The organism is uncultured Pseudomonas sp. (genome assembly GCF_913774235.1).
In the GTDB taxonomy this organism is placed as follows: domain Bacteria; phylum Pseudomonadota; class Gammaproteobacteria; order Pseudomonadales; family Pseudomonadaceae; genus Chryseomonas.
The window spans coordinates 804,236-830,954 of the sequence record NZ_CAJYDW010000012.1 but is presented as its reverse complement, the minus strand read 5'-3'; the positions used below and the strand labels follow the sequence as shown (position 1 = coordinate 830,954).

Below are 26,719 nucleotides of genomic sequence, written 5' to 3'. Positions count from 1 at the left end.
TCCCTGTTAGAAGAAGGTGATATCGGATTCGGCGGTGGCGGCGGGACGTTTGCCGTGGTGTACGGCGACCTGCTCGGCCATGGTGTAGGTGCGGGCCAGCTCGGCGAGCCAGGCCTTGGTATCGAGAGGAGGCAGCGCTTGGCCGTTGGCCGCTAGGGCGCGCCGTTCGGCGACCAGGCGCTCCAGACGGGCCTGGTCGTCACGGACGTGGCCGAGCATCTGGCTGACCCGATCCTGGAATTGCAGGGCGACCAGGACCTCGGCGATGGCGCCACCGACGGCCGAGGCGTTTTCCGCCAGGGCATCGCTACGCTCGACCACCTCGCGGGTGGTGCCACCGAAGGCACCGATGACCTGCTCGATGGTCTCGCCGGACTGGTTCAGGGTGCCGGTATCGCGCTCGGCATGGCGCTGCGACAGTTCGAGGGTGCGAGCGATGGCGCCGTTCACGGTCTCCACGGTCTCGCCGATCTTCTGGCCGGTATCGCCGGACAGGGTGGAGAGCTTGCGCACCTCGTCGGCGACCACCGCAAAGCCGCGACCGGCCTCGCCGGCGCGTGCCGCTTCGATGGCGGCGTTGAGCGCCAGGAGGTTGGTCTGGCGCGCCACGTCGCCGACGTCCTTGGCCATGCTCTTGAGCTGCTCGGTGAGCGAGGCCAGGCCGTTGACCTCGTTGAGCAGGGCACCCTTGCTGGAGAGCGCCTCGCGCAAGGACTGCAGGATGCCGTCCAGCTGGTTCTGGCTGGCGGCCATCAGGTTCACCAGGCGATCACCGCCGCCCTGGTCGTTGCCCGCCACGCTCTCGATACGGCCGGCCAGCTCGGCGAAGCGGCTGGTCAGACTGACGATTTCCTGCTCGGTGTGAGCACGCGCGGCCTCGATCTGCTCGGACCACACGGGAAGCACGGCGATGCAGAGATTTTCCAGCGCCTCGTCGCGGGCCAGGCTGAGTTCCTCGCCTACCGCCTGGGCAGCCTGCAGCTCACCCTGCAGGGTGGCGGCGCGCTGGTATTGCCAGATGGCGGCGCCTGCCGCCAGGGCGATCTGGACGCCACCGAGGACGAGGGTCGTGGTCGAGAGCCCGGCAACGCCGAACAGCGAGAATACCGACGTTGCACCCAGAACGGCTGGCGTCAGCAGGAAGGGTGGAACTCGGATGTCTGAAATATGTGTGGCCACTGTCAAGTACCGGTCTAGACGCCCTAAAGCGAGAGAGTGTGACCGGGTTATCACGGCTTGGCAGGGAAAACTTTAGGGAACTCGAAAAATAAATTAATAATATCAAAATGATATTGTTTCTAAATGATTCTAAAACTCATCGCGGCGCCTGGCGCGCGCTAGCCGATGAGCCACCGCCCCCGCCTCCACCAGGACTTCCTGCACATAAGCCAGATGCCGGTTGGCTGCCTCCCGCGCGGCCTCGGCGCGTCCGTCGACAATGGCTTCGTAGAGTGCCCGATGCTGTTCGAGCAACCGCTCGCGGGTTTCGCCGCGCTGGGCATGCATGCCGCCGATGTTGGTCACCATGTGGTGCCGGAGCAGCTCGAAAAGACTGCGGATGCTGTGTAGATAGACGGCATTGTGACTGGCCTCGGCGATGGCCATGTGAAAGGCCGCATCGGCCTCCCCCTCCTCTTCCCGACTGATGGTCTCGCGTCGGCGGTAGCAGTCCTCCAGGCGTTCCCAGGCCAGCTTCAGCCGCGCCAGATCCGGCTCGGTGGCCCGCTGCGCGGCGTAATAGGCGCAGGCGCTCTCCAGGGTGTGGCGAAACTCCAGCAGATCGCGCCGCGTCTCTTCGCGGCTCTCCAGCAAAGGCAACAGCGGATCGGTGAAGGCGCTGTTCAGGGCTTCGGTGACATAGGTGCCGCCGCCCTGCCGACTGAGCAGCAACCCGCGCGCCACCAGTTTCTGGATCGCCTCGCGCAGCGACGGTCGTGATACCCCGAAGCGCTCGGCCAGGGCGCGTTCGGCCGGCAGGCGCTCGCCGGGTCGCAGTGAGCCTTCGGCGATCAGCGCTTCCAGATGCTTGACGATGTCGTCCGACAGACGACGTTGCTTGACCGGTTCGAAACCCATGAAAAACCTCGAGAAAAGCCCGTGGGCGGCGGCCCGGGACACCGCTGGGCAGCCGCTGGCCGACTAAAGTCGCAGCCCGTCGATTTGACAGGCGCAAAGACCCCGCTTAACGTGCGTGAAGTCGCCCTTGTAAATTGGTCTTACCAATTTTTGCCACAGGTCGCGATGCCGTGCAACCCCGTCCTGCCGCCTCCCTACAAAAACAATCAAGGAGCACCCGATGGAAACCTGGCAACAAGTCTATCTACCGCTCGGTAGCCTGGGCCTTTCGGCCTTCGTCGCCGCCCTACCGATCCTGTTCTTCTTCGTCGCCCTCGCCGGCCTGCGTCTCAAAGGCCACGTGGCCGGCGCCCTGACCCTGGCGATCGCCCTGGTCATCGCCCTGTTCGTCTACCACATGCCGGTGGACAAGGCGCTGGCGTCGGCCGGTTACGGCTTCCTCTACGGCCTCTGGCCCATCGCCTGGATCATCGTCACGGCGGTGTTCCTCTACAAACTGACGGTCAAGTGCGGCCAGTTCGACATCATCCGCAGCTCGGTGCTGTCCATCACCGATGACCAGCGTCTGCAGGTGCTGCTGATCGGCTTCTGCTTCGGCGCCTTCCTGGAGGGTGCGGCCGGCTTCGGCGCGCCGGTGGCCATCACCGCCGCGCTGCTGGTGGGCCTGGGCCACAATCCGCTGAAGGCCGCCGGCCTCTGCCTGATCGCCAATACCGCGCCGGTGGCCTTCGGCGCCCTGGGCATCCCCACCATCGTCGCCGGCCAGGTGACCGGCATCGACGCCTTCAAGATCGGCGCCATGACCGGTCGCCAGCTGCCACTGTTGTCGCTGCTGGTGCCCCTGTGGCTGATGTTCATGATGGATGGCATGCGCGGCCTGCGGGAAACCTGGAAACCGGCGCTGATCTGCGGCGGCACCTTCGCGGTGTTCCAGTACCTGACCTCCAACTTCATCGGCCCGGAACTGCCCGACATCACCTCGTCGCTGGCGGCCATGATCGCCCTCACCGCCTACCTGAAATTGCGTCAGCCGCAGCACGCCACCGCCGGTGCCACCACCGTGGTCGGCGGCGGTGGTGCCGCCATGCTGGGCGGCGGGGTTGGCTTCGGCAGCGGCGGTCGCCTGCCGCCGGAGCACTCCCTGGGCACCGTGATCAAGGCCTGGTCGCCCTTCCTGATCCTCACCGTGGTGGTGACGATCTGGACCACCAAGGCCTTCAAGGCGCTGTTCGCCAGCGGCGGTGCCCTCTATGCGCTGGTGATCAATGTGCCGGTGCCCTACCTGGACAAGCTGGTGCTCAAGGCGGCGCCCATCGTCGCCACGCCCACCCCCATGCCGGCGGTCTACAAGCTCGACCTGCTGTCGGCCTCGGGCACCGCCATCCTGATCTCGGCGCTGATCTCCATGGCCATCTTCCGCATCAAGCCCTCGACCGCCCTGGGCGTGTTCAAGGAAACCCTGGTGGAGTTGCGCAAGCCGATCCTGTCCATCGGACTCGTGCTGGCCTTCGCCTTCGTCGTCAACTACTCGGGCATGTCCACCACCCTGGCCCTGCTGCTGGCCGGTACCGGCGCACTGTTCCCCTTCTTCTCGCCGCTGCTGGGTTGGCTGGGGGTGTTCCTGACCGGTTCAGATACCTCGTCCAACGCCCTGTTCGGCTCGCTGCAGGCCACCACCGCGCACCAAATCGGCGTCTCCGACACCCTGCTGGTAGCGGCCAACAGCTCCGGCGGTGTGACCGGCAAGATGATCTCGCCGCAATCCATCGCCGTGGCCTGCGCCGCCACCGGCATGGTGGGCAAGGAGTCCGACCTGTTCCGCTTCACCGTGCGCCACAGCATCGGCTTCGCCGTGCTGGTCGGGTTGATCACCCTGGCGCAGGCCTATGTGTTCACCGGCATGCTGGTGCACTGATCGCGCGGTTCCCGGCGGCGGCTCCGGTCGCCGCCGGTTCTCCTTACAACCGGGCCAACCCGGAGTGACGCCTGATGAACGACCTCTTCCATAACGCCGCCCCCAACGCTACCCGTACCGCGCCGCCCCTGGCGCCGCCGCGGACCTATCCGCACGAGAAACCGACCCAGGTCTATCTGTTCGGCACCTGCGTGGTGGACCTCTTCTATCCCGAAGCCGGCATGGACAGCATTCGCCTGCTGGAGCGCGAAGGCATCCGCGTGCATTTCCCCCAGGCGCAGAGTTGCTGCGGCCAGCCGGCCTATACCTCGGGCTACACCGAGGAAGCCCGCGCCGTCGCCCGCACCCAGCTGGCATTGTTCGCCGAGCCCTGGCCGGTGGTGGTGCCCTCCGGCTCCTGCGCCGGGATGCTGCGCCATCACTATGCCGAGCTGTTCGCCGACGAGCCGGAGACCCTGCGTCAGGTGCAGGATCTGGCCGAGCGCACCTACGAGCTCGCGGAATTCCTGCTGCACGTCTGCCAGGTCGACTACCAGGATCGCGGCGCTCCGACCAAGGTGGCGCTGCACACCTCCTGCAGCGCCCGCCGCGAGATGCAGACCCATGTGCACGGCCGCGCCCTGCTCGGCCAGCTAGAGGCCGTGGAGCGTGTCGACCATGACCACGAAAGCGAATGCTGCGGCTTTGGCGGCACCTTCTCGGTGCGGATGCCGGACATCTCCGGTGCCATGGTGGCGGACAAGACCCGTGCCCTGCAGGACAGCGGCGCGGCCCAGGTGCTCACCGCCGACTGCGGGTGCCTGATGAACATCAACGGCGCCCTGGAAAAGCAGCGCGCCGCCCTGCGTGGCGAACACCTGGCGAGCTTTCTCTGGCGCCGTATCGGAGGTGCCACATGAACGAGATGCTGAAGATCCCCCTCACCGACGTCAGCGAAGCGCCTCCCTTTAAGACCCGTGCGCGGCAGGCCCTGGGCGACGACCAGCTCAGGCGCAACTTCCGCACGGCCATGGATTCGCTGATGACCAAGCGCCTGGCCAGCATGAGCGATGCCGACGAGCGCGAGCGCCTGCGCGAACTGGGCAATCGCACCCGTGCCCGGGCGCTGTCCAAGCTGCCGGAGCTGCTGGAACGCCTGGAGGCTAACCTCACGCGCAATGGCGTCCAGGTGCACTGGGCCGAGACCACGGCCGAGGCCAACGCCATCGTCCAGCAGATCGCCGAGCGCCATGCGGCCAAACTGCTGATCAAGGGCAAGTCCATGGTCAGCGAAGAGATGGACATGAACCACGTCCTCGGCGCCCAGGGCATCGACTGCCTGGAGTCGGACATGGGCGAGTACATCATCCAGCTCGCCGGCGAGAAGCCGTCGCACATCATCATGCCGGCCATCCACCTCAACCGGCAGCAGGTCGGCACCCTCTTCCACGAGCATCTGGACGAGCCCTACACCACCGACGTCGACGAACTCATCCAGACCGGCCGGCGGGTGCTGCGGCAGAAATTCTTCGAGGCCGACATCGGCATCTCCGGGGTCAACTTCGCCGTCGCCGAGACCGGCACCCTGCTGCTGGTGGAAAACGAGGGCAACGGGCGGATGTCTACCACGGTGCCGCCGGTGCACATCGCCGTGACCGGCATCGAGAAGGTGGTGGAGAATCTGCGCGACGTGGTGCCGCTGCTGTCGCTGCTGACGCGCTCCGCCCTGGGCCAGCCCATCACCACCTACGTCAACATGATCTCCGGGCCACGCAAGGCCGAGGAACTGGACGGCCCGCGCGAGGTGCACCTGGTGCTGCTGGACAATGGTCGCAGCCAGGCCTTCGCCGACAGCGAATTGCGCCAGACCCTCAACTGCATCCGCTGCGGCGCCTGCATGAACCACTGCCCGGTCTATACCCGCATCGGCGGCCATGCCTATGGCGAGGTCTATCCCGGCCCCATCGGCGCCATCATCACCCCGCACCTGGTGGGTCTGGAGCGCGCGCCCGATCATCCCAGCGCCTCGTCGCTGTGTGGCGCCTGCGGCGAAGTCTGCCCGGTCAAGATCCCGATTCCGGCGCTGTTGCGGCGATTGCGCGAGGAAAACGTCAAGGCGCCCGACGCCGAGCCGCACCTGCTGCGCGGCCAGGGCAGCAAGTTCTCCGCCCGCGAGCGCTGGACCTGGCATGCCTGGCAGAATCTCTATACCTCGCCGCTGCTCTATCGCGGCTTCAGCTATCTGGCCACCCGCTTCGGCCGCTTCACCCCCGGCCAGCTCGGCCCCTGGACGGAGCACCACAGCGCACCCAAACCTGCCCGTCGCTCGCTCCACGAGCTGGCTCGCGACCACCTGGAGAAACGCCCATGAGCGCCCGCGACAACATCCTCGCCAAGCTGCGCGGCAGTCTGCAGGGCACCCAGCCGCTGGCCGATAACTTCGACGAAGCCCTGGTGACCGAACCCTGGCGCTATCCACCCGCAGAGCGCATCTCCCGCCTGCGCACCCTGATGGAGACGGTGCATACCGAAACCCACCTGACCACCACGGCGGACTGGCCGGCGCTGGTCGAGCGCGTCCTCGCCGAGCGGGGTCTGGACCAACTGCTGATCGCCCCTGGCACGCCCCATGGTGCGCGCCTGGTGGAGCGCTGGCAGAGCGATGGCCAGCCGCGCTGGAAGGCCTACGACCGCCCGGTGGAAGAATGGAAGGCCGAGCTGTTCAACGACACCCCGGCCAGCCTCACCGGCACCCTGGGCGCCCTGGCTTCCACCGGCAGCCTGGTGCTCTGGCCGGATCGCCAGGAACCACGCCTGATGAGCCTGGTACCACCGCTACACATCGCCCTGCTCCGGGCCAGCACCGTGGTGGACAACTTCTACGAACTGCAGCGACAGCACCGCTGGCAGGACGGCATGCCGACCAATGCCCTGCTGATCTCCGGGCCGTCCAAGACCGCCGACATCGAGCAGGTGCTGGCCTATGGCGCCCATGGGCCGAGGGATCTGGTGGTGCTGATCGTCGAGGATGAGTGATGGGTTGTGCCCCCTCACCCCAACCCTCTCCCCCTAGGGAGAGGGGGCAGTTTCGTTAAACGCGGGAATCTGGCCTTAACCCCGCGTGGAAAACGCTACGCGGTTTTCCACCCTACGGCGGGCATGCGAGGGTGAAAAACGGCACAGCCTTGTCCACGAATTCACCGATCTTCCGGGCGCAACTGAGCCGACAATCCCTGGCTCACTCCACCTGCCCGATCCGCTGCTCATCCGGCCAGAACAGCGCCGCCTGCCCTAGGCGGCGTCCCTCGGCATCGACCAGATTCCACACCACGCCCGCATGGATCATGAATGGCCGCCCCGTCCGGTGCACCCGCCAGCCGGCATAATCCGTGGCGAAACCCTGGCGACCCACCGTTTCCATCAGCACCTGCCGCGCCGCCCGATCCTTCGGCGAGGCGCTCAGCCGTGAAGGCATGCCGATGAACTCGGCCCGGGAATAGCCAAAGCAGCAGAGGGCCTGGTGGTTGGCGTAGCAGAACAGCGGATCGCCTTCGCTGCCGTGGGCCAGCAGGGCATAGGGCGCCCGCTCATGCAGCCAGGCAGGCAGGTCGGCCTCAGGCAAGTCGACAGGACGCGGCAGCGGCTGGCCGAGCCAGTGGCGGTAGGAGGCTTCCACCAGCGGAAGCAGGCTGAGATCGGTCGTGGACAAAGGGGCGGCTCCTGGGTGGTGGAACCCACGCATTCAAGAGCAAGCCGGCGAGCTTGGGAAGCCCGGGGCCACCGCAGCAGGACGCTGCGGTGGCCAAGGCGGCGCGGTTTACTTCACCGCGGTGAGGTCGATGCGCACCACGCTTTCCGGCGCGGTGTTCATGTATTCCTTGTCGAAGGGCGTCTTCACCGTCGCATACAGCGTCTGGCCATCAGGGCTGACCAGCAGGCTGTTGGGATTGGGCTTGAGGTCGTAGGCCTTCTTCTCGGCGTAGGTGGTGGCGTCGAGGATCAGCAGCCGACCGCTTTCGCGCTGGGTGATGTACAGCTCGTTGCGTTTGGTATTGAGCTTGATCGCCAGGGCATCGCCCACCGCCAGGCGCTTGATCACCTTGCCGCTGCGGATATCGAAGACCAGCACGGTCTTGGCTTCGGAATTGTCGGTGACGAACAGTTGATGGTTCGCCCGATCCTCGGCCAGGTTCAGCAGCAGGTACTTGCCGCCGTCGCCCGGCGTCCAGCGCTGCTCGATCTTGCGGGTACGCGGATTGATCACCAGCACTTCGCCGCTGCCGTTGGCCGCATAGAGACGCCCGGTGTCCTCCGAGTACAGCAGCCCGGTCACCCATTTGCCGGCATTGGGGATGCGCGCCTTGAGGGTCAGGGTCTTGGCGTCCACCACCCAGATCACGCCCGGATCGCCGACGCCGCCGACATAGAGGTTGCCGTCGAGAAGGATGACCTGGCGCGGATTGACCGGATGGCCGTCGCGGCCCATCTCGTTGAACTTCAGGCGCTTCTCCACCTTGCCGGTACGCAGGTCGATGCGCGTCAGGCCGCCGTCCAGGGAGTTGGTGACGAATAGGGTTTCGCCAGCGGCATCGGTGGTCAGGGCGAAATTCTTCAGGTCGGTGTGGATCTGCCCGGTGATGGCCAGGGTCGCCGGATCGAGCTGGTAGATCACCCCACCGGTGACGCCCTTGGTCAGTTGCGCGGTCGCGGCATAGACTGCTTGCTTGGCCGGGCTGTAGGCCAACTCGTAAAGGCCATAGCCGAGCTCGATGCGCTTGAGTTCGGCGGGCGCCTGGGGCGCGACAGGTTGCGCGGCGACGGGAGCGGGCGCGGGTGGCGGTGGCGTCGGTGCCTCCGGGCGATTGGAACAGGCCGCCACTGCCAGCGACAGCAGCGCCAGGGCGCCCAGCGTCGAGACCTTGTTGAAAGACACCGCCATTTGCTTCTCCTAAGAATCAAGTACGAGGGATCGCTGCGATCACGAAATGATAAACGTTCGCACTATGCCTAAGGAGCAAAGGTCAGACAAGATCGAAGAATTTCAATCTCTTGCCTGGTTGGAGTCGCCGTCCCCTACCCCGCCGCTCTGGTCCAGGGCTTTGAGCCGCCCCTGCCGATCCAGCCGAAATCGCGAAAAATCCTCGGCCAGGTGCAGCTCGCCCGAGTAGTGAGCCGCGGCTTCCTGGCGCAGCTCCTCGATGGACGGCGACCGCCCAGGATCGGCCTGATAGCGCGGGCTGAAATGAGTCAGCAGCAAGGCCGGCAACCGCTGCGCCTCCGCGAAACCAGCGATACCCGCGGCGCTGCTGTGGCCCCAGCTCTGGCCGGTCTTGTCCACCTGTGCCTGGGTATAGGTCGCTTCGTGGACCAGCACCTGGGCACCGTGGCAGGCCTCGGCCAGCAGCCCGGGATCGTCGTTATCGCCCGCTACCACCAGCCGCCGCTCGCCGTAGGCGGCCTGCAGGAAATCGGCACTGAGCAGCAGGCGCCCTTGGTGAATCACGTCTTCTCCCGCCTGTAGCCGTCCCCACAGGGGGCCGCGGGGCACCTGGGCAGCGGCCAGGGCAGAGGGATCGAGGCGCTGCGGTCGACGGGTCTCGCGAAAGCGGAAGGCGTGGCTGGGCACACGGTGGGAAAGCGCAAAGGCATCGATGTCCCAGCCGCCCAGGGCCAGGCCGGTGAAGTCTTCCAGGGCGTGGAACTGCATCTCGAACGGCAGATGCAAGGCGGTCAGCGCCTGGGTGGCGGCGAGCCAGGCCTGTACCGCTCGGGGAGCGATCAGGACCAGCGGCTGGCTGCGTCCGGTCATGGCGGCGCTGGCCAGCAGCCCCGGCAGGCCATAACAATGATCGCCATGGACATGGGTGATGCAGAGGGCGCGCAGATCCGCTGCCGACAGCGGCGTACGCAAAAGTTGATGCTGGGTGGCCTCGCCGCAGTCGACCAGGAACCAGCCCTTGCCCTGGTCCTCGATCAAGGCGACGGCCGAGACGTTGCGCCGCCGGGTCGGCACGCCGGCGGAGGTGCCGAGAAAGAGGATGTCCATGGACACTCCGCAAAACCGGCAGTCTAGCGCGATCGGCCAGGTGTCGCTCTAGCAACAGCGCTGGTACAGCCGTGCTGTCCCCGAGGCAGCACGCGTGCGGAAAAGCCTGTCAGATCAGGCCCTGGAGGGCTGGCAATACTCTTGCAATGGCTCTGGCGTAGACCTTTTCATCCGCCGAGGATCATCATGAATCTGCCCGCTCGTCATCTGCCCCCCACCCGCACCGATGCGCCCGACTACGAACGCCTGGCCGCCCGCTTCCGGCCGATCTTCGAGCGCATCGCCGAGGGTGCCCTGGAGCGCGAACGTACCCGCACCCTGCCCTACGCCCCCGTCGCCTGGCTGAAGGAAGCCGGCTTCGGCGCCGTGCGGGTGCCGGTGGAGTTCGGCGGCAGCGGCGCCAGCCTGCCGCAGCTGGTGCACCTGCTGATCGAACTGGCGGCTGCCGACAGCAACCTGCCCCAAGCCCTGCGCGGCCATTTCGCCTTTGTCGAGGATCGCCTCAACGCCCACGCCAGCGCCTCCCAGCAGGTCTGGTTCGAACGCTTCGTCGCTGGCGAGCTGGTGGGTAACGCCTGGACCGAGATCGGCACCGTCAAGCTCGGCGAGGTGATCACCCGCGTCAGCCAGCAGGATGGCGAGTGGCGCCTCAATGGCACCAAGTACTACAGCACCGGCAGCCTGTTCGCCGACTGGATCGACGTCTACGCCCAGCGCGACGATACCGGTGGCGACGTCATCGCCGCCATCCGCACCGACCAGCCGGGCGTGCGCCAGTCCGACGACTGGGACGGCTTCGGCCAGCGCACCACCGCCAGCGGCACCTCGGTGTTCGAGGACGTGCGGGTGGAGCCGGAAAACCTCATCGACTTCGCCACCCGCTTCAAGTATCAGACCGCCTTCTACCAACTGGTGCTGCTGGCCGTGATCACCGGTAGCGGCCAAGCCGCCGTGCGTGACTTCGCCAAGGCGGTGAAGGCGCGCACGCGGGTCTACAGCCATGGCAATGCCGACGCGGCCAGCGCCGATCCCCAGGTACAGCAGGTGGTGGGCAAGGCCTCGGCCTTCGTCTATGCCGCGGAGGCGGCCACCCTGAGCGCAGCGGCAGCGGCCCAGGTCGCCTATGAGGCGCGCTATGCCGAGGATGCCGCCGCCGAGCACCAGGCCAACATCGCGGCCGAACTGGAATCTGCCCAGGCGCAGTCAGCGGTGGCCGACCTGGTGTTGCGCGCCACCAGCGACCTGTTCAACGCCCTGGGGGCTTCGGCGACCAGCCTGAGCAAGGGACTAGACCGGCACTGGCGCAATGCCCGCACCGCCGCCTCGCACAATCCGCTGATCTACAAGGAACGCATCATCGGCGCCTGGGAGATCGAGGGGACGGAACCGCCCTACGTCTGGCAGATCGGCGGCGGCAGCAAGCAGGGCTGACGTCCAGCCGTCGTTCAAGGCAAAACGGCAACCCGCGGGTTGCCGTTGCGTCAGCCGACCCCGCGCGGGATCAGTTCGACAGTTGCCGGGCGAACCGCCCTACCGCCCCGACCACCCGCTGGGCGCCATCCTGGATCTCCACGATCACCTGCCCGGCCTGACCGGCCAGTTCCAGCCCCTGCTCGGCCTGGCGGCGACCGCTCTCGATCACCGTCACCGCTTCGCTGGCCAGTTGCTGGTTCTGCTGCACCACCCCGACGATCTCCTCGGTCGCCTTGCTGGTGCGCGACGCCAGTTGCCGGACCTCGTCGGCCACCACGGCGAAGCCGCGGCCCTGTTCGCCGGCCCGGGCGGCCTCGATGGCGGCGTTGAGTGCCAGCAGATTGGTCTGTTCGGCGATACCACTGATGGTCTTGATGATGGTGCCGATCACCTGAGACTGGTTGTCCAGCGCCTCGATGCCCTTCACCGCTTCCTGCATCTGATCGGCCAGGGCGCGCATCACCTCCACCGTCTGCTGCGCCACCACCGCGCCCTTGCGGGCGGTGTCGTCGGTCTGCTGGGAGGTCTCGAAGGCCACGCTGGCAGCCTCCGACACCGCCTGTTCCTGCTCGACCTGCTCGGTAATCACGGTGGCGAACTTGACGATCTTGTACAGCCGGTCGTGGGCATCGATCACCGGGTTGTAGGACGCCTCCAGCCAAACATCCCGGCCGTGGGCGTCCAACCGCTTGAAGCGGTCGACGACGAACTCGCCGCGGCGCAGCCGCGCCCAGAACTGCTGGTAGGCCTCGGAATTGGCCTCCGCCGGCTCGCAGAACAGCCGGTGGTGCTTGCCCTTGATCTGCGTCAGCGAGTAGCCCATGGCCTGCAGGAAACGATCATTGGCGTCGAGTACCTCGCCCTCGAGGTTGAACTCGATGACCGCCGTGGAGCGACGCAGCGCCTTGAGCAGGCTTTCGTGCTCGCGGGACGTCTCTATGGTGCGGGTCAGGTTGTTGCAGAACAGCCGGAAGCGATTCACCTGGCCCTGGCTGTCGTGAAAGGGATGCAGGATGCCGCGGAGCCAGGCTTCGCGCCCGTCGCCACGCGTGAGGCGTAGAGCGCCACTGAAATGCTCGCCACGACTCAGACTCTGCTGCAGACGACGGCTGTGTTCCTCGTTCTTGATGTGCGCCGGGATCAGGTCGGTCAGGGGCCGGCCAACCAGGTCCGCAGCCCGTAGGTCCATTTCCTTCTCGAAATTGGCGTTCACCGAGGTGATGTAGCCGCGGCCATCCAGTTCGGCACCGATCATCTCGGCGTTCAGCTCCTCCTTCAGTCGCAAGAAGGAGTTCGACTGCTCGCGCAGGCGCTGCAGTTCCTGCTTTAGTTTCTTATAGAACATCGCGCGCACCTGCTGGGCGTATTGACTAGCCGTGGTATCGCCTCGCCCGACCAATCCTTTAGCGCGGTGAAGGGGGGGAAGACCGAGTGGCCGCTTTACACGATGGGTGGCCAGCCGCGGGCAGACTATTACGTAATAACCAAAAAATATTTCATATCCAGGTTTGCGCGGCTTTAAGTTCTAACGCCTGCAGACCTGCCAACCGACAAGAGTCGCCATGACCTATCCCGCGCTGGAAATCCTCACGCCCCTGCTATCCACCTTCGCCGCCACCGCCGTCGAGCGGGATCGCCAGGGCGGCACGCCCAAGGCCGAGCGGGACGCCTTGCGCCAGAGCGGCCTGCTGGCCCTGAGCATTCCGCACGAGTTGGGCGGCCTGGGCGCCCCCTGGGATGAAACCCTGGAAACCGTGCGCCAACTCGCCCGGGTCGACAGTTCGCTGGCCCATGTCTTCGGTTTCCATCATCTGCTGCTGGCGACCGCCCAGCTGTTCGGCCAGCCGGCGCAGTGGCGACCCTGGCTCGAACGCACCGCCCGCGAGGCGCTGTTCTGGGGTAACGCGCTCAACCCGCTGGACCGCCGCACCCTCGCCCGCCGGCAGGGCGATGCCTGGCAGGTGGATGGGCAGAAGAGCTTCTGCAGTGGCGCCCTGGATTCCGATCTGCTGCTGCTCTCGGCACTGGAACACGACGACCAGGGCCGCTTGCTGATCGCCGTGGTACCGACCGGGCGTGCGGGTATCCAGTTGTTCGATGATTGGGATAACAACGGCCAACGCCAGACCGACAGCGGCAGCGCCCGTTTCGACGCCGTACGCGTCGAAAACGATGAATGGCTGCTCGAGCCCGGTCCGCTCAGCACCCCCTTCGCCTGCCTGCGGCCGCTGCTGGCCCAGCTGATCTTCGCCAACATCTTCCTGGGCCTAGGCGAAGGCGCCTTCGCCGAAGCCCAGCGCTATACCCGCAACCAGGCTCGTCCCTGGTTCAAGTCCGCGGCCGCCAGCGCCAGCGAAGACCCCTACGTCCTGCGTCACTACGGCGAATTCTGGGTCGCCCTGGAGAGCACCCGCCTGCTGGTGGAGCGCGCCAATCGCGGCTTCGCACAGGCCTGGCACCAGGGGACGGCGCTCTCCGCGGCGGCACGCGGCGAGCTGGCCATCGCCATCGCCACCGCCAAGGTCGCCGCCAGTCGCCATGGCCTGGATCTCACCAGCCGGCTATTCGAGGTCGGTGGTGCTCGTGCCACTGCCGGGGCGCTGCGGCTGGATCGCTACTGGCGCAACCTGCGCACCCAGACCCTGCACGACCCGCTCGACTACAAATTGCACGAACTGGGCGACTGGGCGCTGAACGAACGCCTGCCCACTCCCAGCTTCTACTCCTGAAGAGGACTTGCCCATGACCCTGCTGACCCTGACGCGCACCCCCGAGGTGCCTCGCTACCGGGCCACCGCTCAGGTCTTCACCGATCCGCGCTCGCGGGAGCTGCTCGCCCACTTGGAAAAGATCGCGCCCAGCGAGGCCAGTGTCCTGGTGATCGGCGAGACGGGCACCGGCAAGGAGCTGATCGCGCGCCACATCCATGCCCTGAGCCACCGCCACGCCGGCCCCTTCGTCGCCGTCAACTGCGGCGCCTTCGCCGAGAGCCTGGTCGAGGCCGAACTCTTCGGCCATGAGAAAGGCGCCTTCACCGGCGCCCTGGGCGCCCGTGCCGGCTGGTTCGAGGAGGCCAATGGCGGCACCCTGTTCCTCGACGAGATCGGCGACCTGCCGCTGTCGGTGCAGGTCAAGCTGCTGCGGGTGCTGCAGGAGCGCGAGGTGGTACGCCTCGGCTCCCGGCGCAGCATCCCGCTGGATGTCCGCATCATCGCCGCGACCAACGTGCCGCTGGAACGCGCGGTAGCGGAAGGCACCTTCCGCGAAGACCTCTGGTATCGCCTCAACGTGGTCAGCCTGCCGCTGCTGCCGTTACGCCAGCGCCAGGGCGACATCCTGCCCTTGGCCCGCCACTTCCTCCATGTCTATGCCCAGGCGCCGGTGGCCCTGAGCCCGGCGGCGGAGCGGCGCCTGCTGGACCACCCCTGGCCCGGTAACATCCGCGAACTGGAAAACACTCTGCAGCACGCCCTGCTGCTCAAGCCCCAGGGCGTGCTGCAGGCCGAGGACCTGCACTTCGTCCAGCGTACTGCACGTACGCCGAGCCAGCCCCAGCCGCCGGCCCAGGCGCCCACCGAGGCCCTGCTCACCGAGGCCTTCGCGCAACTCTTCGAAGAGCAGCCCGAGGCCCTGCACGAACGTGTCGAGGACGCCCTGGTCCGCGCCGCCTATCGCTTCTGCCACCGCAACCAGGTCCATACGGCGCGGCTGCTCGGACTGAGTCGCAACGTCACCCGCGCCCACCTGATCCGCATCGGCGAACTGGTGGTCAACCATCGGCGTCCGCTGGCACCCCGGCCGGAACGCGAGGTGCAGTTTTCCATCTGACCGCCGGGACGGCGCAACCGGGGTACCCGCCCGGCGAGGGTATCCCTACACTGGCGTTTTCGTCCTGAGAGGTCCGCCATGACCACCCGTACCCTGCTGCATCGTCATCCCGCCCGCCGCGATGACATCGGCGATCTCCATACCCGCCGTCCCCTGCCGGGGCCCGGCCTACCCCATCTGGATCCCTTCCTCTTCCTCAACCACCACGGCCCCCAGGTCTATCCGCCACACAACGCCGGCCTGCCCTTCGGCCCCCACCCGCACCGCGGCTTCGAGACGGTGACCTTCATCCTCGCCGGCTCCCTGGCTCACCGCGACAGCGGCGGCCACGAGAGCGTCATCGACGCGGGCGGCATCCAGTGGATGACCGCCGGCAGTGGCCTGGTGCACGCCGAGCTGTCCCCGGCCAGCTTCAAGCGCGACGGCGGCGAGCTGGAGATCCTGCAGCTGTGGGTCAACCTGCCGGCGCGGCTCAAGTTCACACCGCCGGCCTACCATGGCGTCTCCGCCGGAGAAATGCCCCTGATCGAGGCCGATAGCGGCCGGGTACGCCTCCGCCTGGCGTCCGGTACGTACCAGGACGTCCAGGGCGCCGTGCGCACCCCGACGCCCATCACCTTGATGACCGTCGAACTCGCGCCGGGCGGCGTCGCGACCCTGCCGGCCCCGCCTGGCAACTCGGTGTTCTGCTATGGCGTGCGCGGCACCGTGCAAATCGCCGGACGCGACGAAGCCCCCTGGCAACTCTTCGAATTCGCCGATGACGGCGATCACATCGAACTCGCCAGCCGGGATGGCGCCGTCCTGCTCTACGGCTATGCGGCGCCCTTCGCCGAGCCCATCGTCGCCCACGGGCCCTTCGTCATGAACAGCGCCGAGGAGATCCGCCAGGCAATCCGCGACTACCAGGCGGGGCTGTTCGGTGAGGTACCGGACTGAGTCCTCGGTCATCCGCCCTGACCGTCGAAGGTCCGCTCGACGCCCCGGATTCTCACTGCAACTGGCCTCGGGGCTCGCTAGAATCCACATTTTTTCGAGGACAGCGACATGGACAACGGCCTGAAGATCCAGGATCTGCACGAGGGCGACGGCAAGGCCGTGGTCAAGGGCGCCCTGATCACCACTCACTATGAAGGCTGGCTGGACGACGGCACCCTGTTCGATTCGTCCCGGGCCAAGGGGCGCCCCTTCCAGTGCGTCATCGGCACCGGACGGGTAATCAAGGGCTGGGATCTGGGCCTGATGGGAATGCAGGTAGGCGGCAAGCGCCGGCTGGAAGTGCCAGCAGCCCTGGCCTATGGCGAACGCCAGGTCGGTGCGCTGATCAAGCCACATGCCAACCTGACCTTCGAAATCGAATTGCTGGAAGTGCTGACCCGGGACGATTGAGGGCGGGCCACCAACAGAGTCACGGCGGAAAGCGCCTCAGCCGGGGGCCTTGACGTTATTGCGCACCAGCTCCAGCTGGGCTTCGAGCGAGCTGAGCCGGGCATATTTCTTGGTATAGATGACGAACTGTTCCTGGAAGCTCTGGCGACTCCGATCCAGCTCCTGACGATGGTTGCGAATCTGCTCTTCCAGATTCTGCACCCGCTGCTGGGTGGTTTGCGTCATGGCACCTACTCCTTGTGCGAAAAGTGTCGTTTCCGACTCTAACCGCGGGTCGATAAGTCGAGCTATAGCCATTCGTCGTCCTTGCGAACCCTGTTCCAGAGCCACTTCACAGTGGCCTTTGGCCGCCAGCGGATGCGAAAAGTCCGACTACGCCCCTCCTTTCCGTCAATACGAACGGCGATGAAACCAGTAGCCTCATCGCCGTTCACCTGCAGAGCGTTACCCTCAACGCGGTCCTATCGCGGTACAGCTGTTGCTCGCATCCACGTACTTCTTCAGCGTGGGCCATTGCGGCCGCTCGGCCCCGTTCACCGGCTCCACCGCCAGTGGCGAGGAACCCCAGCCCGGGCCGGCGGCCCAGTAGGTCAGCGGCATGCAGTTCTGCTGCAGATAGGCCAGCAGATTGTCGGCAGCCGCCAGCCAACGGCTGTCACCCGCCGGCACCCCGAACTCCGCGATCATGCCGCGCTTGCCATTGCGCTTGAGCCATTCGACGAAGGGCTTGACGCGATTGACCCCCACCTGCGGATCGAAGCTGCTCATGTCCTGGGCCGCGTAGTTGCCGCTGCCGTCCTGGTCCAGGTAGACGTTGGCCGCATAGATCAGGTTGTTGGCCGGGTCCTTCAGATTCAGCAGAGCGTTGCTGACGCCCGGCCAGTTGGCCGCGCTACCCCAGGCGTTGCCCTGGACGATCACCGGATGGGTACGGTCCATGGTACGGACGCCATCGATCCCGGACTGCGCCGTTACCGGCCAGCCACTGTCGGCGCCATTGGGCTTGCCCATGATGTCATAGCCATAGAGTGCGGCATGGTTGCCCCACTGGTAGGCCAGGCGATACATCAGATCCCAGTAGTTGAAGTTGGTGACGGTTCCGGTACCGATCAGGGTGCCCTTGTAGCGGCCGCCGTTATCCAGTGCCAGGATCACCTTCATGTTGTACTTCTTGGCCAGCTCCAGTACCTGGGTGATCTGCTGGGTGTACCCCTGCTCCAGGCTGCCGAAGAAGCGCGTCTGCAGCCGTTCCCAGATCACCGGGAAGCGGATCAGCCGCACGCCCTTGGCGCTCCACTGCTGGAAGTTCGCCTCACCGGGCATGATGTAGCTGACGTTGACCACGCCGGGCAACACCTGGGGCGCGAAGGCGGCCCCCGAGAAGTTCAGGCCAACCAGGTTCAGCTTGTTGGCGTTCGCCGGTGTCGTACTGGAACCCGTGGGCGTCGAGGACGATCCGCTGGGCGTCGGCACCGTGGTGGTCGGCGTGGTGCTACCAGTACTGGCGGCGGGGGTGTTCACGGCCGGCGTTACATTGCCTGCGCTGCTGCCCGAGCCGGAACCCGAGGTGCTACCCGAGCTGCCGGTCGACCCCGTCGTGGTGCCACTGCTGCCGGTACCCGGCACGCTGACGGCCGCGCCGGAGGTGGTGGCACCGGTGCGCAAGGTCTTCGGATAGCCGAAGAGATTGCCATCCAGCTGCGGGCTCTCGATGAACACGCTCATGTTGCTGCCCACGACCTGGGCGTAGGTCACCTTGTAGCTCTTGCCATCCGCCGGGGTGATGAGGGCGCCGACCTTGAAGGCGTCCACGTTCACCGCCGATGCCGGGATGGAGAAACCGGCAGCCTTGCGATAGACGCCGTGCAGCCAGTCTTCGTTGGTAAAGTCGTTGATCGAGGTCGTCACGCCGGTAGTGGTCGAACCGCCCGTGCTGCCAGTCCCAGCTGCAGCACCCGTGCCTGCTGTGCCACCACTGGTGGAGCCGGAGCCGCCGGTGCTGCTGCCCGCACCACTGTTGTTGCTGGAACCGCCCGCCGTACCCGTACCGCTGGCCGGCGTGGTCGCCGCGCCACTGCCCAGGGGGCCGATGGCGGTACAGCTGCTGTCGTCGATGTACTTGCGCAGGGTCGGCCACTGCGGGCGGTCGACGCCATTGATCGGCTCCACCGACAGGAAATAGTTGCCCCAGCCCGGGCCAGCAGCCCAATAGGTGGCCGGAATGCAGTTCTGCTTGAGATAGGCCAGCATGCGATCCATCAGCGGCAGCCAACGGGGATCGTTATCCGGCACGCCGAACTCGCCGATCATGCCCTTCTTGTTGTTCTTCTTCAGCCACTCGACGAAGGGCCGCACGCGCTCCACGCCGTAATCCTGGCTGAGCTTGCCGACGTCGATCCCGGTGTAGTTGCCGCCGGCGCTTTCGTCGAAATAGGAATGCGCCTGGAAGACCAGGTTGTCAGAGGGGTCCTTGAGCGCCAGTAGGGCGTCGTTCCACAGCGGCCAGCGGGTCGCCTCCGACCAGCCATTGCCTTCGATCATGATGATCCGGGTCTTGTCCACCGCGCGTACGCCATCGATGCCGTACTGGGCCGCGATCGGCCACTGCGCCATGGAATCGTGGGGCTCGTTCATGATGTCGTAGGCGTACAGCGACGGCTGATTGCTCCAGCGCTGGGCGATACGGGTCATGATCTCCTGATAGCGGGTGTAGGGGACCGCGGCACTGCCGATCACCGAACCGCGATAGAAGGTGTAGTTGTGCAGGTCGAGGATGATGCGCATGCCGTACTTCTGCGCGTTGGCGAAGGTCTCGTCCACCAGGGCGGCATAGGTCGGGTCCAGCGGACCGCCCAGCACCGGCTGCAGTCGCTCCCAGATGATCGGGAAACGGATCAGCTTGATGCCCTTGGCGCTCCACTGCTTGAAGTAGGCCTCCACCGGGAAGATGTAGTGGGTACCGTTGACCCCTGGCAGCACCTGGCCGGCGAAGCCGGCGCCGGAAAGATTGAGCCCCACCAGGTTGACCTGTTCGGCCTTGACGGTGGGCATGATCGCCAGAGCGGCGACGAGGGGCAGCGCGCGCGCTGTCCAGCGGGGGAATTTCAGGAAGGATGGTTTCATCATCACCAACTGCGCTAGATCGACACGTGAACGCACTCCCTGAACAACGGCCGATATGAAGTGAGAGAAGGACCTCGCTGACAATCTTCAGCGAGACGACGCCTCCAGGCATGTTCACTCATTCAAGCGATATGCCAACTTCCCTCCCCAACCCCTGCGGCCAGCATTTAGCCACTACATAAAATACATACAAGCTATTGATTTATAAAGTTTTATTAATATAACCGTTCGTCAGCGAGACGATTGAAGTAACACGGCAGCCACAATCGAAACGGAACTTGTGGTCGGGTCGTCAGTTTTTTTTCCACATTTCAGCGACAGCGGCCAAAAAGTTCCCGAAGGTGCCAAAAAAAGTAAGTCACCAAATAACGATAACTGCGTCACATATATCTGTACGGGGAACCGACGTCCCGGTCAGCCGGTCACGGCTACATCCCCTGCTCAGGAACCCACCATGGCCGCCCTCACCCTCGCCACCTACAACGTCAACGGTATCCGGGCGCGACTTCCCATCCTCCTCCAGTGGCTGGAGCGGGAGCAGCCGGATATCGTCTGCCTGCAGGAACTCAAGGCCAAGAGCCTCGATTTCCCGCAAGCGGAGCTGGCAGCGGCGGGCTACGACGCACTCTGGGAAGGCCAGCCGTCCTGGAACGGTGTCGCCATCCTCGCGCGTGGCGACCAGCCCCTGGAGATCCGTCGCGGCCTGCCGGGCTTGGCGGACGATCCCCAGCGGCGCTATCTGGAAGCGGCGGTGAAGGGCATCATCGTCGGCTGCCTCTATCTCCCCGACGGCAATCCCTGGCCAGGGCCCAAGTTCGAATACAAGCTGGCCTGGTTCGAGCGCCTGCTCGAGCATGCCCAGGGGCTGCTGGACAGCGGCCATCCGGTGGTCCTGGCCGGCGACTACAATGTCGTCCCCACCGACCGCGACATCTACGATCCGAAGTCCTGGCGCAAGGACGCCCTGCTGCAACCGGAGAGCCGCGCCTGTTTCCAGCGCCTGCTGGACCAGGGCTGGCTGGATGCCCTGCGCGCCCGCCATCCCGACGCGGCGATCTACACCTACTGGGATTACTTCCGGCAGCGCTGGCAACGCAACGCCGGGCTGCGCATCGACCACCTCCTGCTCAGTCCGTCGCTCGCGCCCGGCCTGCAGGATGCTGGCGTGCATCGCTGGGTGAGGGATCTGGAGAAGACCAGCGATCATGCGCCGACCTGGATCAGCGTCGCGGCGCCGACCTGAGGTGCTTTACGCGTCGCGGAGCAGGTCGTTGGCGTTGAGCAGGGCGTAGAGAATTTCTGGACGCTGCGTCAGGCCACGGCGAACGGCGGCCGGGATCGACTGATGCAGCTTGCGGCACAAGCCCGGACGTGGCTGTAGCTCGATCGACAAGCCCCGGGCGCTGCGCACCTCTCCGGGCCCCGGCGCGATCTCCAGGCAGATGCCCAGTTGCTCCTGCAGCCGCTGTTGCAGCCGTTGCAGATCGGCCAGGCTGCTGACCGCCTCGAGGCGCTGGAGCAGCCGCAGCTCCTCCTGGCGATTGAGCAGCAAGGGCCGCGCATCGCGAGTCGGATCGGCCAGTACGGCATCCCGATCACAGCTACAGACACCGGGCGGACAGGGAGCACGCAGAGAGGCCATCGCAACCTCCGCCGCGCTAGGCGCGATAGGCCCAATGGACCAGGCCGAAGCCCAGCGCCGTCATCGCCAGCGAACCGCTCAGATGGGCTCCCACGGTGGCCAGCGCCCAGCCGGGCTTGCCTTCCTGCAACAGGGTGATGACTTCCGCGGAGAAACTGGAGAAGGTGGTCAAGCCGCCACAGAAGCCCGTGGTGATGAGGGTACGCCAGACCGGGTCCAGATCCGGCACCTTGGCGAACCAGGCCAGGGCCAGACCGATGACCAGGCAGCCGATGAGATTGACCGCCAGGGTGCCCAGGGGCAACGCCGGAAAGAGCCCATTCAACTTCAGGGCGAACAACCAGCGCAGCACGCACCCCAGGGCGCCGCCCACGATCACCGCCAGCAGAGAAAAAGCCAAAGCAGCGCCTCTTAACCTAAGGATTGATCGGCAGGAACAGGAGCACCAAGCTCCGGCGTTCCTGGTCAGGCCACGATTCTATACCGCCGCCACCTGCCGGATGATCCTCATTTCAAATAGCAAAATGCGATAAACGAATGAAAAATACTTATTTTTAGCTATAAATCTACACCGCTATCATGGGACTTTGCGTTGTAGTGATACCGGCATGCCTACCACCTCTTCCGACCTGTTGATCGTTCCCGCGGAACAACAGAGCAACCTGACCATCCGCGCCAAGGCGCTGGCCTTCGCCGATCCCCGCTCACGGCACCTGCTCGCGCAGCTCGATGAGCTGGCCCCCCAGGTACAGCCCGTAGTGCTGACCGGCGAATGGGGGACCGGCCGCGAATTGCTCGCCCGCCGACTGCACGAGCGCAGCGGCCGCACCGGCTTGTTCAGCAGCCTGAACTGCGCCTCTCTGAGTCGGCGCCATGGCGCCGCCGAGTTGTTCGGCTATGTTCCGCGCGCCTACGCCGGCACCTCGGGCAGTCGCGTGGGCTGGTTCGGTACCGCCAATGGCGGCAGCCTCTATCTGGACGAAATCGCCGACCTGCCCCGGGAGCTGCAGCAGGAACTGGCGAGGGTTCTGCACGATGGCAGCATCCTGCGTCTGGGCAGTAGTCAGCGTACCGAGGTCGATGTGCGCCTGATCGTCGGCTCCAGCGTGGAGTTGGCACAAGCGGTCGAGGCCGGGCATTTCGAGATCCGGCTGTGGGAGCTCATCGGTCCGGGGCTCGTCTCCATCCCGCCGCTGCGTGAGCGTCCGGCCGACCTGCTGCCCCTCGCCCGCCATTTCCTCGCTCAGCACGCTGAACGTCTTGGCTGCGCGCCACCCGCCCTGACGTCCGACGATGAAAACGCCCTGATCGCCTATCCCTGGCCAGGAAACATCCGCGAACTTGAACAGGTTCTCCATACCGCGCTGCTGACCGCCTCGACGACAGGGCTACAGCTTGGCAAGCTGCTCACGCGCCTGTAACGGCGCTGAACTACACCGACGAACGGCAGTCCTAGCCGCGTATCCAGTCCACCGGGTGAACCATGACCGCCACGTCCGCCAGATCGATGCCCACTCCGCCATAGCCAGCGGCCTCATTCTTCCTCAGGAAGATGATCGGAACCTAGAATTGTCACCAATGGCGGCAGGCCTCGGTTCGCGTGGGAAAAGCCCCAAGGCTTTTCGAGCATCGATTTTCGGACGAACGCCTTCCGCTGAAGGCGTCCAGGCAAGCTTTCATGAATATTGTGATCACCGGCCGTTCCGGCCAGGTTTCGCGTGCCCTGCAGCGCGAGTTCGGCGGCACCCATTCGCTCACCGTCATCGGCCAGGCAGAGCTCGATCTGAGCCAGACCCATCGGCTGCGCGACACCTTTGATCGACTGACTCCCGACCTCGTCATCAATGCGGCGGCCTATACCGCCGTCGACCAGGCCGAACGGGATGTCGACCGTGCCGCCGCCATCAACGCCCAGGCGCCACAGATCCTGGCCGAATGGGCCCGCGAACGGGATATCCCCTTCGTGCACTACTCGACCGACTACGTCTTCGACGGCAGCCGCGGCCGCCCCTATACCGAGGACTGCCCACCCGCGCCCCTGAGCGTCTACGGTCGCTCCAAGTTGGCCGGGGAGCAGGCCGTGCTGGCGGCCGGGGGGCGAGCCCTGGTGCTGCGCACCTCCTGGGTCTACTCCCACGACGGTCCCTGCTTCTTCAATACCATGCGCCAGTTGCTCGCCGAGCGCGACGAGCTGCACGTCGTGGACGATCAACTGGGCGCGCCCACCTGGGCCCCCACCATCGCCCGAGCGACGCGCCATCTGGTCGAGCGTCTTGTCGAACGCCGGGACAGCAGCGGGCTCTACCACCTGACCAACGCCGGCCAGACCTCCTGGCACGGATTCGCCCACGCCATCGCCGAACGCCTGGCCGAACGCGGCGAGCTGCGGGCCCGCCTCTATCCCACCGCCACCGACAACTATCCGACCCCCGCGACCCGGCCTCGCTACTCGCGCCTGGATTGCAGCAAGGCCCAGGCGCTACTGCCCTTCGCCCTGCCCGACTGGCGCGAGGATTTCGCGCGTTGCTGGGCCCGCGTCGCGGACGAGGCTTCCGGGCGCTGACGACCAGCGGTGGCGACCGGTCCGCGATCCGGCAACGCCAGGCGCGGGCGCTTCGCGCTTCCCCACCTGGGCAGGCTTTGATGATCCCGGACCGGATGGCCCTGGCGGGTGGTGAGAGTGCTGCTGTCATCGCTCACGGGGTCTCCTGCGGTTCACCGCGAACACAGGAGTGACCGACCACCGTGCCAGCTATCCATCGACAGACGAGCTGGCGCTCAGCGAAACGACGCCACGGCCAGCGACCATCTGGAGCTCTAGCGAGTACCTCTCGTCCGTTCGACGGAAAAAGGCTCTGACCGCGCTATCGATCCCATCCAGACTCCCCGTAAGCAGTCGATAAGACACTTGGCGATACTCTCGAACAAGCAGCCGTCCGGAGGCCCCAATGCCCGAAGAAGACTACGACAGCGAACCGCTCCCCAGCGTCCGGCGAGTACCGGCCGCCGACCTGAATGAAATGGCCGTCGCCGTCGCGGCGGCCATCTCCATGTGGGCGCTCGCCACCCTGATCACCTTGGCTGCCGGTCATCACGGCAGCGGCCCCACAGATAGGGTGAACCTGCTGACACTGGCGGCGGGGATACTGGGTTTCGCCATTCGGCGCTGGCAACTTAAGCCGCGGCAACGCCGGCTGAACAGGCGCAGACTCCTGTCCTAGAGGGAATAATCTGCCAACTTGTTCTCATCTCGAGCGGAACTGGCTATCATCCAGAGCTTGAAATCATGGCAGGGATGCTCATGTCTTATCTGGTCTTGACCCGCCGCACCAACGAAGTCATCAACCTCTCTCTCAAGCCAGGGGCCAATGAAGAACAGGTGCTGGATCAGCTGTTCAATGGCGGCATCAATGTGCGCATCCTGAAAGTTCAGGGCGACCGCGTTCAGGTCGGCATCCAGGCGCCGGCCGACATCAGCATCATGCGCCAGGAACTGCTGCCGTTCTGAGCTGAGGTTCAGACCGGCCCGGGGTTGTGGGCATACTCGAAGCGCCCTTCCAGCCCTCGCCATTCCACGCCCTGCCAGAGTTCGGGTGCCAGCGTGCCGTCCGCTCGCAGGTCCGCCCGATAATGGGCGAAGAACGGCTGGCCATCGCGCAGCACGATGACGTTGTGGCGCTCTTCGATCTGGGCGATGAGATCCAGGACCGCCTCCGACGCCCGGCCACCGCTCAGGCAATAGCAGCTGCCGTACTGATGCAGCATGCTCTGGAAGCGGTAGCGATAGAGGGTGCAGCGATCGGTCTCGAGGTGCACACTCTGCCCCCTGGCGTCCTGCAGGGCATGGTGGACGCAATGCTCGCAGTCCTCGAACTCCTGACGGGACTCGACCCACTCGCCGAGAAACTGCTTCTTCCACCGCCAGACCAACAGCCCACGATCTTCAGGCCGGGAATACACGCTGACCTTGTAGAACATCGCTCGACTCCTCTTTTATTGTTATTCGCTGCAGCCACACCTGGAAGCCAGGCGTGCAGGGCCGCAGCCCGTGCTCTAGTGCACACTTCCAGCATCGCTCGATTCCAGCGAGCCGTCCAGATATCGAGCAGCCCTGCGCCTGCCGTCCGGCGGTACCGGTCCTGTGCACGGACGCAATATGTCTCACTGCGCAGAAGGGCATGTATCGCCATGGCCTCGCTCGGCGCCAGTGCGACTGATCGCACCCAACGGCGCGCCAGAGCGGCCAGGCAGAGGCGGTGGAGCGATCACCGAGCCAAATTACGGCCAATAAAAAACCCCGAAGTGCCTGGCACGCTCGGGGTTTTCGGATATGGCGGAGAGATAGGGATTTGAACCCTAGGAGCCATTGCTGACTCAACGGATTTCGAATCCGTCCCGTTCGACCACTCCGGCATCTCTCCAACGCGGCGCATCATACCAGCCATGCATGCAAAAGCGAACAAGCAATTGCAAAAAAAGCTCTGGTATCAGCGGCTTGCGTTTAGAGCGGGACGCCCAGGCGTTGGGCGACCTCTTCGTAGGCTTCGATCACGCCGCCTAGGCCCTGGCGGAAGCGATCCTTGTCCATCTTCTTGCGGGTGGCCTTGTCCCACAGGCGGCTGCCGTCAGGGCTGAATTCGTCGCCCAGAACGACCTTGCCATGGAACAGACCGAATTCCAGTTTGAAATCCACCAGCAGCAGACCGGCGTCGTCGAACAGCTGCTTGAGGATGTCGTTGATGCGGAAGGTCAGCGCCTTCATCTCGGCCAACTGGTCGAGGGTGGCCCAGCCGAAGGCCTGGACGTGGCTTTCGTTGACCATGGGATCGTGCAGGGCGTCGTTCTTCAGGAAGAGTTCGAAGGTCGGCGGAGTGAGCTCCAGGCCCTCTTCCACGCCCAGGCGGCGTACCAGGCTACCAGCGGCGAAGTTACGGACGACGCACTCCACCGGGATCATGTCCAGCTTCTTGACCAGGCACTCGTTGTCGCCCAGCAGCTGTTCGAACTGGGTCGGGATGCCGGCGGCTTCCAGCTTCTGCATGACGAAGGCGTTGAACTTGTTGTTCACCATGCCCTTGCGCTCGAGCTGTTCGATGCGCTCGCCATCGAAGGCAGAGGTGTCGTTGCGGAACAACAGGACCAGGCGGTCGGGATCGTCGGTGGTGAATACCGACTTGGCCTTGCCACGGTAGAGTTCTGCGCGTTTTTCCATCTTGGACTCCGGTTCGAATGGCTTGCAGGCTGTGGA

At 65.4% G+C, this 26,719-nt stretch carries 26 protein-coding genes and 1 tRNA gene; 14 read left to right on the top strand and 13 right to left on the bottom strand.

The features are described 5' to 3' along the window. Window positions 1–6: 6 nt before the first annotated feature. A complete protein-coding gene (locus QZ471_RS13410) occupies window positions 7–1,179 on the bottom strand; it encodes a methyl-accepting chemotaxis protein (protein WP_295464463.1) in 1,173 nt (390 codons plus the stop codon). A 129-nt stretch (window positions 1,180–1,308) separates the two neighbouring features. Beyond that, window positions 1,309–2,076 carry an FCD domain-containing protein gene (locus tag QZ471_RS13405; protein WP_295464460.1) on the bottom strand — a complete coding sequence of 256 codons (768 nt, stop codon included), beginning with the start codon at window positions 2,074–2,076 and terminating at the stop codon, window positions 1,309–1,311. A 220-nt stretch (window positions 2,077–2,296) separates the two neighbouring features. On the opposite strand from QZ471_RS13405, the gene QZ471_RS13400 reads away from it, so the two are divergent. From QZ471_RS13400 to QZ471_RS13385, 4 genes are all read left to right on the top strand, one after another. Beyond that, window positions 2,297–3,991, top strand: coding sequence for a lactate permease LctP family transporter (locus tag QZ471_RS13400; RefSeq protein ID WP_295464458.1), 1,695 nt, complete (start codon window positions 2,297–2,299; stop codon window positions 3,989–3,991). A 74-nt stretch (window positions 3,992–4,065) separates the two neighbouring features. Further along, window positions 4,066–4,890 (top strand): (Fe-S)-binding protein, encoded by an 825-nt coding sequence (locus QZ471_RS13395; RefSeq protein ID WP_295464457.1) that lies wholly within the window; start codon window positions 4,066–4,068, stop codon window positions 4,888–4,890. Further along, window positions 4,887–6,341 (top strand): LutB/LldF family L-lactate oxidation iron-sulfur protein, encoded by a 1,455-nt coding sequence (locus QZ471_RS13390; RefSeq protein ID WP_295464455.1) that lies wholly within the window; start codon window positions 4,887–4,889, stop codon window positions 6,339–6,341. Before QZ471_RS13395 ends, QZ471_RS13390 begins: the two co-directional genes overlap by 4 nt. Continuing rightward, window positions 6,338–7,006, top strand: a complete 669-nt coding sequence (locus tag QZ471_RS13385) for a lactate utilization protein C (protein ID WP_295464453.1) — start codon at window positions 6,338–6,340, stop codon at window positions 7,004–7,006. Before QZ471_RS13390 ends, QZ471_RS13385 begins: the two co-directional genes overlap by 4 nt. A 202-nt stretch (window positions 7,007–7,208) precedes the next feature. On the opposite strand, the gene QZ471_RS13380 is transcribed toward QZ471_RS13385, so the two are convergent. From QZ471_RS13380 to QZ471_RS13370, 3 genes are all read right to left on the bottom strand, one after another. Beyond that, window positions 7,209–7,679 (bottom strand): MEKHLA domain-containing protein, encoded by a 471-nt coding sequence (locus tag QZ471_RS13380; RefSeq protein WP_295464451.1) that lies wholly within the window; start codon window positions 7,677–7,679, stop codon window positions 7,209–7,211. A 108-nt stretch (window positions 7,680–7,787) separates the two neighbouring features. Next, on the bottom strand, window positions 7,788–8,909 hold the full coding sequence (locus tag QZ471_RS13375; RefSeq protein ID WP_295464449.1) for a YncE family protein: 1,122 nt from the start codon (window positions 8,907–8,909) through the stop codon (window positions 7,788–7,790). Window positions 8,910–9,011: 102 nt separating this feature from the next. Further along, window positions 9,012–10,016, bottom strand: a complete 1,005-nt coding sequence (locus tag QZ471_RS13370; protein ID WP_295464447.1) for a ribonuclease Z — start codon at window positions 10,014–10,016, stop codon at window positions 9,012–9,014. 186 nt (window positions 10,017–10,202) lie between these two features. Between QZ471_RS13370 and QZ471_RS13365 the strand changes: the two genes are divergently transcribed. Next, window positions 10,203–11,447, top strand: a complete 1,245-nt coding sequence (locus QZ471_RS13365; RefSeq protein ID WP_295464445.1) for an acyl-CoA dehydrogenase family protein — start codon at window positions 10,203–10,205, stop codon at window positions 11,445–11,447. Between the two features lie 70 nt (window positions 11,448–11,517). On the opposite strand, the gene QZ471_RS13360 is transcribed toward QZ471_RS13365, so the two are convergent. Then, entirely contained in the window at window positions 11,518–12,834 is a 1,317-nt protein-coding gene (locus QZ471_RS13360) for a PAS domain-containing methyl-accepting chemotaxis protein (RefSeq protein WP_295464444.1), read from the bottom strand. Between the two features lie 217 nt (window positions 12,835–13,051). Here QZ471_RS13360 and QZ471_RS13355 point away from each other — a divergent pair, with 217 nt between their 5' ends. The 4 genes from QZ471_RS13355 to QZ471_RS13340 all read left to right on the top strand — a co-directional run bounded on the left by QZ471_RS13355 (window position 13,052) and on the right by QZ471_RS13340 (window position 16,706). Next, complete coding sequence (locus QZ471_RS13355) at window positions 13,052–14,218, top strand: acyl-CoA dehydrogenase family protein (RefSeq protein WP_295464442.1); 1,167 nt, start codon at window positions 13,052–13,054, stop codon at window positions 14,216–14,218. Window positions 14,219–14,231: 13 nt separating this feature from the next. Further along, complete coding sequence (locus QZ471_RS13350; RefSeq protein WP_295464440.1) at window positions 14,232–15,317, top strand: sigma-54 dependent transcriptional regulator; 1,086 nt, start codon at window positions 14,232–14,234, stop codon at window positions 15,315–15,317. 78 nt (window positions 15,318–15,395) lie between these two features. Then, window positions 15,396–16,256, top strand: coding sequence for a pirin family protein (locus QZ471_RS13345; RefSeq protein ID WP_295464438.1), 861 nt, complete (start codon window positions 15,396–15,398; stop codon window positions 16,254–16,256). A 108-nt stretch (window positions 16,257–16,364) separates the two neighbouring features. Beyond that, the gene (locus tag QZ471_RS13340) at window positions 16,365–16,706 is read left to right on the top strand and encodes an FKBP-type peptidyl-prolyl cis-trans isomerase (RefSeq protein WP_295464436.1); all 342 of its coding nucleotides are present in this window, start codon (window positions 16,365–16,367) and stop codon (window positions 16,704–16,706) included. Between the two features lie 36 nt (window positions 16,707–16,742). On the opposite strand, the gene QZ471_RS13335 is transcribed toward QZ471_RS13340, so the two are convergent. Together QZ471_RS13335 and QZ471_RS13330 are read right to left on the bottom strand one after the other, a co-directional pair. After that, a complete protein-coding gene (locus tag QZ471_RS13335; RefSeq protein ID WP_295464434.1) occupies window positions 16,743–16,931 on the bottom strand; it encodes a hypothetical protein in 189 nt (62 codons plus the stop codon). A gap of 225 nt (window positions 16,932–17,156) precedes the next feature. Beyond that, window positions 17,157–19,832, bottom strand: a complete 2,676-nt coding sequence (locus tag QZ471_RS13330) for a cellulase family glycosylhydrolase (protein ID WP_295464432.1) — start codon at window positions 19,830–19,832, stop codon at window positions 17,157–17,159. Window positions 19,833–20,283: 451 nt separating this feature from the next. Between QZ471_RS13330 and xth the strand changes: the two genes are divergently transcribed. Next, a complete protein-coding gene (gene xth, locus QZ471_RS13325) occupies window positions 20,284–21,072 on the top strand; it encodes an exodeoxyribonuclease III (RefSeq protein ID WP_295464430.1) in 789 nt (262 codons plus the stop codon). Window positions 21,073–21,078: 6 nt separating this feature from the next. Here the strand turns inward: xth and QZ471_RS13320 are convergent, their stop codons facing one another. Both QZ471_RS13320 and crcB read right to left on the bottom strand, forming a co-directional pair. Beyond that, entirely contained in the window at window positions 21,079–21,471 is a 393-nt protein-coding gene (locus QZ471_RS13320; RefSeq protein ID WP_295464428.1) for a hypothetical protein, read from the bottom strand. A 16-nt stretch (window positions 21,472–21,487) separates the two neighbouring features. Continuing rightward, window positions 21,488–21,871 carry a fluoride efflux transporter CrcB gene (crcB, locus tag QZ471_RS13315; RefSeq protein WP_295464426.1) on the bottom strand — a complete coding sequence of 128 codons (384 nt, stop codon included), beginning with the start codon at window positions 21,869–21,871 and terminating at the stop codon, window positions 21,488–21,490. 208 nt (window positions 21,872–22,079) lie between these two features. On the opposite strand from crcB, the gene QZ471_RS13310 reads away from it, so the two are divergent. The 4 genes from QZ471_RS13310 (at window position 22,080) to QZ471_RS13295 (ending at window position 24,979) form a co-directional block, all read left to right on the top strand. Next, complete coding sequence (locus QZ471_RS13310) at window positions 22,080–22,892, top strand: sigma 54-interacting transcriptional regulator (protein WP_295464424.1); 813 nt, start codon at window positions 22,080–22,082, stop codon at window positions 22,890–22,892. Window positions 22,893–23,149: 257 nt separating this feature from the next. Then, window positions 23,150–24,034, top strand: coding sequence for a dTDP-4-dehydrorhamnose reductase (rfbD, locus tag QZ471_RS13305; RefSeq protein WP_295464422.1), 885 nt, complete (start codon window positions 23,150–23,152; stop codon window positions 24,032–24,034). Between the two features lie 385 nt (window positions 24,035–24,419). Further along, the gene (locus QZ471_RS13300) at window positions 24,420–24,692 is read left to right on the top strand and encodes a hypothetical protein (RefSeq protein ID WP_295464420.1); all 273 of its coding nucleotides are present in this window, start codon (window positions 24,420–24,422) and stop codon (window positions 24,690–24,692) included. A gap of 80 nt (window positions 24,693–24,772) precedes the next feature. Continuing rightward, complete coding sequence (locus QZ471_RS13295; RefSeq protein ID WP_295464418.1) at window positions 24,773–24,979, top strand: carbon storage regulator; 207 nt, start codon at window positions 24,773–24,775, stop codon at window positions 24,977–24,979. 8 nt (window positions 24,980–24,987) lie between these two features. Here the strand turns inward: QZ471_RS13295 and QZ471_RS13290 are convergent, their stop codons facing one another. The 3 genes from QZ471_RS13290 to purC form a co-directional block, all read right to left on the bottom strand. Beyond that, on the bottom strand, window positions 24,988–25,449 hold the full coding sequence (locus tag QZ471_RS13290) for a hypothetical protein (protein ID WP_295464416.1): 462 nt from the start codon (window positions 25,447–25,449) through the stop codon (window positions 24,988–24,990). Between the two features lie 353 nt (window positions 25,450–25,802). Next, window positions 25,803–25,892 (bottom strand) — tRNA-Ser (locus tag QZ471_RS13285). Between the two features lie 80 nt (window positions 25,893–25,972). Beyond that, window positions 25,973–26,683 carry a phosphoribosylaminoimidazolesuccinocarboxamide synthase gene (gene purC, locus QZ471_RS13280; protein ID WP_059227632.1) on the bottom strand — a complete coding sequence of 237 codons (711 nt, stop codon included), beginning with the start codon at window positions 26,681–26,683 and terminating at the stop codon, window positions 25,973–25,975. Between the last annotated feature and the right edge of the window lie 36 nt (window positions 26,684–26,719).